The organism is Orrella sp. JC864 (assembly GCF_037026685.1).
Taxonomy (GTDB): Bacteria; Pseudomonadota; Gammaproteobacteria; order Burkholderiales; family Burkholderiaceae_B; genus Orrella.
Genome location: NZ_JBANET010000009.1, coordinates 132,184 through 138,898, shown reverse-complemented (window position 1 = coordinate 138,898; position 6,715 = coordinate 132,184). Strand labels below are relative to the sequence as shown.

At 67.9% G+C, this 6,715-nt stretch carries 8 protein-coding genes; 5 read left to right on the top strand and 3 right to left on the bottom strand.

Going from position 1 to position 6,715, the window contains the following annotated elements; translation table 11 throughout:
* Positions 1-311: 311 nt before the first annotated feature.
* From V8Z80_RS10785 to V8Z80_RS10775, 3 genes are read left to right on the top strand one after another with little or no spacing between them, the layout of a single operon-like run.
* Positions 312-944: a LysE family transporter gene (locus tag V8Z80_RS10785; protein ID WP_336062010.1), complete on the top strand. Its 633-nt coding sequence runs from the start codon at positions 312-314 to the stop codon at positions 942-944.
* A gap of 53 nt (positions 945-997) precedes the next feature.
* Positions 998-2,605: a peptide chain release factor 3 gene (locus V8Z80_RS10780; RefSeq protein ID WP_336062009.1), complete on the top strand. Its 1,608-nt coding sequence runs from the start codon at positions 998-1,000 to the stop codon at positions 2,603-2,605.
* Positions 2,606-2,635: 30 nt separating this feature from the next.
* A complete protein-coding gene (locus V8Z80_RS10775; protein ID WP_336062008.1) occupies positions 2,636-3,304 on the top strand; it encodes a hypothetical protein in 669 nt (222 codons plus the stop codon).
* A 13-nt stretch (positions 3,305-3,317) separates the two neighbouring features.
* On the opposite strand, the gene bfr is transcribed toward V8Z80_RS10775, so the two are convergent.
* Both bfr and V8Z80_RS10765 read right to left on the bottom strand, forming a co-directional pair.
* The gene (bfr, locus tag V8Z80_RS10770; protein WP_155196433.1) at positions 3,318-3,797 is read right to left on the bottom strand and encodes a bacterioferritin; all 480 of its coding nucleotides are present in this window, start codon (positions 3,795-3,797) and stop codon (positions 3,318-3,320) included.
* 357 nt (positions 3,798-4,154) lie between these two features.
* On the bottom strand, positions 4,155-4,448 hold the full coding sequence (locus V8Z80_RS10765) for a (2Fe-2S)-binding protein (protein ID WP_155196434.1): 294 nt from the start codon (positions 4,446-4,448) through the stop codon (positions 4,155-4,157).
* 143 nt (positions 4,449-4,591) lie between these two features.
* On the opposite strand from V8Z80_RS10765, the gene V8Z80_RS10760 reads away from it, so the two are divergent.
* Together V8Z80_RS10760 and V8Z80_RS10755 are read left to right on the top strand one after the other, a co-directional pair.
* Positions 4,592-4,846, top strand: a complete 255-nt coding sequence (locus V8Z80_RS10760; protein WP_155196435.1) for a type II toxin-antitoxin system Phd/YefM family antitoxin — start codon at positions 4,592-4,594, stop codon at positions 4,844-4,846.
* Positions 4,843-5,229, top strand: coding sequence for a type II toxin-antitoxin system VapC family toxin (locus V8Z80_RS10755; protein WP_336062007.1), 387 nt, complete (start codon positions 4,843-4,845; stop codon positions 5,227-5,229). The genes V8Z80_RS10760 and V8Z80_RS10755 overlap by 4 nt, the downstream gene beginning before the upstream one ends.
* 20 nt (positions 5,230-5,249) lie before the next feature.
* On the opposite strand, the gene rpoN is transcribed toward V8Z80_RS10755, so the two are convergent.
* Positions 5,250-6,710 carry an RNA polymerase factor sigma-54 gene (rpoN, locus tag V8Z80_RS10750; RefSeq protein ID WP_155196436.1) on the bottom strand — a complete coding sequence of 487 codons (1,461 nt, stop codon included), beginning with the start codon at positions 6,708-6,710 and terminating at the stop codon, positions 5,250-5,252.
* Positions 6,711-6,715: the final 5 nt, after the last annotated feature.

Sequence of the window (6,715 nt, the reverse complement as noted above, 5' to 3'; positions counted from 1 at the left end):
TCCGTTCGGGCGCGCCGGCCGGCGCAGGCCGTGCGGCGCAAGGCGCGCGCAGCGGCGGCGACCGCCCTGCCCGGCCCGCCGGCGATGCGCCGCGCCACGCCCATCCGGAACGCCGCCCCCAGCCGGCCGGCGCGCCGCGCCCGGCACCTGCCCGCCGCCCCGCTTTGCTGTCAAAATAGGGACCCCGCGCCGCGCCTTGGGCTTGGCCCGGCTCCCAAGAGCCGCCTTGCCTTGGGGCGGGCCCGTCGGCAGCACGCCCGCCGCCAGGCCCGTCCATCGCGGCAGTCCCTACGTTTAGCGCAGAGTCCATCATGAGCTTGAGCACCTGGCTGGCGTTCTTCGCCGCATCCTGGGCCATTTCCTTCTCGCCCGGCGCGGGCGCCATCTCGGCCATGTCCTGCGGCCTGCGCTACGGCTTTGCGCGCGGCTACTGGAACACCGTGGGCCTGATCGCCGGCATCATGGCGCAGGTGGCCATCGTGGCCATCGGACTGGGCGCGCTGCTGGCCACGTCCGAGCTGGCCTTCGCCACGGTCAAGTGGCTGGGCGTGGCCTATCTCGTCTACCTGGGCGTCAAGCAGTTCCGCTCGGATGCGGCGCCGGTCACCGACATCGATGCCGGGCAGCCGCCGCAGGCCACGGTGCGCGAACTGGTCACGCGCGGCTTTCTCATCAACATCAGCAATCCCAAGGGCACGGTGTTCCTGCTGGCCGTGGTGCCGCAGTTCATCAACCCCGCCAACCCGGTCACGCCGCAGTACTTCATCATCGCCGGCACGCTGGCCTTCACCGACCTGGTCGCCATGGCGGTCTACACGGTGCTGGCCGCCAAGGTGCTGCGCCTGCTGCGCAACCCGGTCCATATCCGCTGGATGAACCGCGGCTTCGGCTCGCTGTTCGTCGCGGCCGGCGCATTCCTGGCGACGTTCAAGCGCAGCGCCTGAAGGCGCGCACCGCGCCAGGGCCCGCGCGGGCCAGGCGGTAAAATCCCCCGGCCATGAACATATCCCAAGAAGTCACACGGCGACGCACCTTCGCCATCATCTCCCACCCCGACGCGGGCAAGACCACCCTCACCGAGAAGCTGCTGCTGTTTGCCGGCGCCATCCAGATCGCCGGCAGCGTCAAGGCGCGCAAGGCCTCGCGCCATGCCTCCTCGGACTGGATGGAGATCGAAAAGCAGCGCGGCATCTCGGTGGCCTCCTCGGTCATGCAGATGGAATACCGCGACTGCGTGATCAACCTGCTCGATACGCCGGGCCACCAGGACTTCTCGGAAGACACCTACCGCGTGCTGACGGCGGTGGATGCCGCCCTGATGGTGATCGACGCGGCCAACGGCGTGGAGCCGCAGACCATCCGCCTGCTGCAGGTCTGCCGCGCGCGCAACACGCCCATCATCACCTTCATCAACAAGCTGGACCGCGAGGTGCGCGAGCCGCTGGACCTGCTCTCGGAGATCGAGGCGCACCTGGGCATGGATGCCGTGCCGTTCTCGTGGCCGGTGGGCATGGGGCGGCAGTTCGGCGGCGTGTTCGACATCGCGCGCGGGCGCATGCGGGTGTTTCGCGCCGGCCAGGAACGCCGCGGCGAAGACGACGAAATCATCGAGGGCCTGGAGAATCCCGAGATCGCCCGGCGCTTTGGCGACGCCTTCCAGAAGGCCGCGGGCGAGATCGAGCTGATCCAGGAAGCCGCGCCGGCCTTCGACCAGCAGGCCTTCCTGGCCGGGCGCCAGACACCGGTGTTCTTCGGCTCGGCCATCAACAACTTCGGCGTGCAGGAGGTGCTGGACGCGCTGGTCGAGCACGCCCCCGCCCCCGGCCCGCGCCAGGCGCTCGAACGCCAGGTGCTGCCCGAGGAGCCGCGCTTTACCGGCGTGGTGTTCAAGGTTCAGGCCAACATGGACCCGGCCCACCGCGACCGGGTCGCCTTCGTGCGCGTGAGCTCGGGCCGCTTCGAACGCGGCATGCGGCTGAAGGTCTGCCGCACCGGCAAGGAAATGCGGCCCAACAACGTGGTGTCCTTCCTGTCGCAGCGGCGCGAACTGCTGGACGAGGCGTATGCGGGCGACGTGATCGGCATCCCCAACCACGGCGTGCTGCAGCTGGGCGACGTGCTGACCGAGGGCGAGACCCTGCGCTTTACCGGCCTGCCGTTCTTTGCGCCCGAGCTGTTCCAGCAGGTCGAGGTCAAGGACCCGCTGCGAACCAAACAGCTGCGCACCGGTCTGACCCAATTGGGCGAAGAGGGCGCCATCCAGGTCTTCCGGCCGGTCGCCGCCGGCGGCACGCAGCTGCTGGGCGCGGTGGGCCAGCTGCAGTTCGAGGTGGTGGCCCACCGGCTCAAGACCGAATACGGGGTCGAGGCCAGGCTGCTGCCCTCGCGCTACACGATGGCCCGCTGGATCACCGCCGAGGACCCCAAGGCGCTGCGCAAGTTCATGGATGCCAACGCGGCCCATATCGCCTATGATGTGGTCGAGGCTCCGGCCTTCCTGGTCACGTCTTCGGCCCAGCTGCGCGTGGCCGAAGACCTGTACCCGGAAGTACGGTTTCACGCCATGCGCGAACATGGCGGCCACGTGTTCGGCGCCAAAACCTGACACGCGAAACCTGGAGCGAGTAACAAAATCATGTCCTGGCGTCTGCTCTTTCTCACCCTCGTGCTCGCGCTGGGCGCTTCCGCGCTGGCTGGCATGCAGCTGGGCGATTGGCTGGTGCAGCGCGCGCCGGTGGCCGTGCCCGCGCCAGGCGAAGACGATCCCGATCCCGACGAAGTGGTGCTCGATGCCAACGGCAGGCCCTTCATGCGCCAGCCGCCGCAGCCGCGCGTGGACGGCACGCTGGGCGTGCCCGAGCAGCCGGCGCGCACCGAATGGGAGATCTCCACCGTCTCGCTGTTCGAGACCGTCAAGGACCCCAACGTCCTGATCTCGCGCAACCGCATGGGCGCGGCCCAGGCGCGCGAGCTGGCCCAGGCGGCCGCCGGCCGCCTGCAGGGGCCGCAGGACGTGGTCACGGTGGACGTGGCGCGTCCGGGCGAAGGCAGCCATGCCCCGCCGCTTTCCGGCCAGCCGCCGCTGACCTACGCCGATCCGTCGCTGCCCGGGCAGGGTGGGCAGAATCCCGCGGCGGCCGCCACCCAGCCGGGCTGGCAGCAGGCCTTCCAGGCCGAGATGGCCAAGTGCAGCCAGGCCGGCTTCTTCGAGCGTCCCACCTGCGCCTGGAACGCGCGCAACCGCTATTGCGCGCCCAACAACGCCTGGGGCCGGGTCGAAGGCTGCCCCAAGCGTTCGTTCTAGGCTGCGGCGCCGCTCAGCTCTCGCCCGGCTCCATCTGGCTTTGCAGGTAGTTCTGCAGGCCGACCTGGTCGATCAGCCCGAGCTGGGTCTCCAGGTAGTCGATGTGCTCTTCGGTGTCGTCCAGGATGTCCTGGAACAGTTCGCGCGAGACATAGTCGCGCACCGATTCGCAATAGGCGATGGCTTCCTTGACGGTCGCCTGCGCGCCCTGCTCGACCTTCAGGTCACAGGACAGGATCTCGGGCACGTTCTCGCCGATCAGCAGCTTGTGCAGGTCCTGCAGGTTGGGCAGGCCGTCCAGCATGAAGATGCGCTCGATCAGCCGGTCGGCATGCTTCATCTCGCCGATGGACTCCTCGTACTCGTGCTTGCCCAGCCGCTTGAAGCCCCAGTGGTTGAGCATCCGCGCGTGCAGGAAATACTGGTTGATGGCGGTCAGCTCGTTGGTCAGCTGCTTGTTCAGATACTGGATGACGGTTTTGTCGCCTTTCATGGGGAGCTCCTGATGCGGGGCAGATCACGCGCCAGGCGCCGTGCCGGGGCCGGAAAAGGGCGCGTGTCTTGCCTGATGACGCAGGCAGACTAACACCCCGCCCGGGCAGTGCCTACCCATGGGCGAAAAGTCGTAAAAACGCTTGCTACTGCGAGCGTGAACGGACTGAAGAATGAGAATGAGTATGCGTGTGCAACATGCCGCAGCGGGGATCGCGCCACGCAATGCTCGCGGGCAGGACGATGCCGCGATCGGAGCAGGCGCACGGGCTTGCCGCAAGCCGGGCAAGGGCGCCTTGCGCGCGCGCAAGCAGGGGTTGGCGGCACGCACCGGGCCGTTGCGGGAAAGCAACGCGCCTTAGGCAGCCTGGCGGATACGCACCAGCGTGACGACGGGATAGCCGTTGGCCGCCGAGGCGCCGGCCTCGGCCTGGTAGGGTTCGACGTGCGCGGCTTCGCACAGCCCCGGGCAGCCGGGCTGCGAGGCGCAGGCCGCGCCGCCGGGCAGATATTGCTCGGCCGTGTCGGCGCAGCAGCCGCAGCACGTGGCCACGCCCAGCTCGAATTGGAGGTCCGCCAGGGAGGTGGCGCCTTGCTCCACGCTGGCGTGGATCTGGCGCTCGGTCACGGCGTTGCAGATACAAACGTACATGAGAATAATTATCGAAAATATCCCGCTTCGATGCAAGCGGGAGTTGTGGGGGCCTCCCACATTCCCGGTTCAGAAGGTCATGGCGCAGCTTGATTTGGATGGTTAGCCAGACTAGACCAACCCCTCCTATCGGGAGATTTGCCATGACATACATCAACATGTTGGAAGCGAAATCCTCGTTGTCACGCTTGGTGGACGATGTAGAGTCCGGTCGTGAGTCAGAAATCATCATCGCGCGCGGCGGCCGGCCAGCGGCGCGGCTCGTTCCGCTGGCACCGCAGCCGCCTGTCGCACAGCGGATCGGGGTCGCCAAGGGCAAGTTCGTCCTGCCAGCGTCCATCGACACGCACAACGAAGAAATCGCCGCGCTGTTCTACGGGGAGCGGAAGCCCACGTGAATGTGTTGCTGGATACGCCTATCGCGCTCTGGGCCGTGCAAGACAGCCCTTTGCTGACAGCGCGCGCACGCGACATCATCCTGTCGCCGGTCAACACGATTTACGTCAGTACCGCCAGCATCTGGGAAATCAGCATCAAGTTCAGCCTCGGACGTGGCGACATGCCCATTTCAGGCAAGGAGGCGCTGGCGTATTTCCGGGAAGCGGGTTATCGGATCCTTGCCATCGAGCCCGAGCACGCCTTCGAAGTGGAAAATCTTCCTCCACACCATAAAGACCCGTTCGACCGCCTGCTGGTCGCACAAGCGCTGACGGAACCCTTGAGGCTACTTACGCATGACCCTCTCGTGGCGTTGTACAGCGACACCGTTGTGCAGGTCTGAGCCTTGGATTCCGGCTGATGCTAGCGCAGCGAGGCCTGGGCCTTGCGCACCGCCGCCGGCGCGATGCGCAAGGCCTCGCGGTACTTGGCCACGGTGCGCCGCGCGATGACGATGCCCCGGTCCGAGAGCATCTGCATGATCTGGCTGTCCGAGAGCGGATTGCCGGCCGGCTCCTCGGCCACCATCTGCCGGATCTGCGCCTGCACGGCCGTGGCCGAGGCCGCGCCGCCGGTCTCGGTGGCCACGCCCGCGCCGAAAAAACGCTTGAGTTCCATGGTGCCGAACGGGGTCAGCATGAACTTCTGCGTGGTGGCGCGCGAGATCGTGGACTCGTGCAGCCCCAGTTCGCCGGCGATGTCCTTGAGGATCAGCGGGCGCATGGCGCCGGGGCCCTGCGAGAAAAAGTCCGACTGCCGCTCGACGATGGCCTGCGAAACCCGCAGGATGGTGTCGTAGCGCTGCTCGACGTTGCGCACCAGCCAGCGCGCCTGCTGCAGCTGGCTTTGCAGCGCCGGATTGCCGCTGCCGCTGCGGGCATTGCCCAGCACCTGCGCGTACATGGCATTGATGCGCAGGCGCGGCATGACGGCGGTGTTGAGCACGGCCCGCCAGCCGTGGCGGGCGCGGTGCGCGATGACATCGGGCACCGCGTAGTCGGCGGCGGCCACGGTCCAGGCCCGGCCCGGGCGCGGGTCCAGGCGCAGGATCAGCGCGCGCGCGGCGCGCAGCGTCTCGTCGCTGCAGCGCAGCGCCTCGCGCAGCCTGGCCGGGCTGCCCGAGGCCAGCAGGGATAGGTGATGGGCGCACAGCTCGCGCGCCACGGCCAGCACCTGGCGGTCGGCCGCCTCGGGCAGGCGCGACACATCCGGATCGCGCAGCTGCAGTCCCAGGCATTGCTGCACGTCGAAGGCGCCGATGCCCGGCGGATCGAAAGAGCGCAGCAAGGCCAGCGCGGCCTGCAATTCCTCCAGCTCGACTTCGAGCTCCGGCGGCAGCCAGCCCAGGATCTCTTCGAGCGTCGAGGCCAGGAAACCGTTTTCGTCCAGCTCGTCGATAAGCAGTTCGGTCAGCAGCATGTCGCGCTGGCTCGCCCGCGTGGTCTGCAACTGCTCGACCAGGTGCTCGCGCAGCGTCTGGGCGCGGGCCGCCTCGGGAAAGAGCGGCTCGTCGTCATCGCCCTGCCCGCCCGCGCCCCGCATGCCTTGCTCGAACGAGACCTCGCGCTCGTAGGCGGCATCGGCGTCGGACGGCTCGGCCTGGGCTTGCGTGTCCGGGCTGTCGGATTGGCCGGGCTCGGTGCCCAGCGGGCCGCCGGGATCGTCCTCTCCTTCGCGCTCGAGCAGCGGATTCTCGCTGAGCGCCTGCGCGATTTCGGCCTCCAGCTCCAGCGACGACAGCTGCAGCAAGCGGATCGATTGCTGCAGCTGGGGAGTCAGCGCAAGGTGCTGGCTTTGCCGAAGTTCTAAGGAAGCACGCGTCATGAGAC

What these genes read in the sequence shown, in the direction of transcription:
- V8Z80_RS10785 (WP_336062010.1), top strand. Translation starts at nt 312, where the DNA reads ATGAGCTTGAGCACCTGGCTGGCGTTCTTCGCCGCATCCTGGGCCATT.
- V8Z80_RS10780 (WP_336062009.1), top strand. Translation starts at nt 998, where the DNA reads ATGAACATATCCCAAGAAGTCACACGGCGACGCACCTTCGCCATCATC.
- V8Z80_RS10775 (WP_336062008.1), top strand. Translation starts at nt 2,636, where the DNA reads ATGTCCTGGCGTCTGCTCTTTCTCACCCTCGTGCTCGCGCTGGGCGCT.
- bfr (WP_155196433.1), bottom strand. Translation starts at nt 3,797, where the DNA reads ATGAAAGGCGACAAAACCGTCATCCAGTATCTGAACAAGCAGCTGACC.
- V8Z80_RS10765 (WP_155196434.1), bottom strand. Translation starts at nt 4,448, where the DNA reads ATGTACGTTTGTATCTGCAACGCCGTGACCGAGCGCCAGATCCACGCC.
- V8Z80_RS10760 (WP_155196435.1), top strand. Translation starts at nt 4,592, where the DNA reads ATGACATACATCAACATGTTGGAAGCGAAATCCTCGTTGTCACGCTTG.
- rpoN (WP_155196436.1), bottom strand. Translation starts at nt 6,710, where the DNA reads ATGACGCGTGCTTCCTTAGAACTTCGGCAAAGCCAGCACCTTGCGCTG.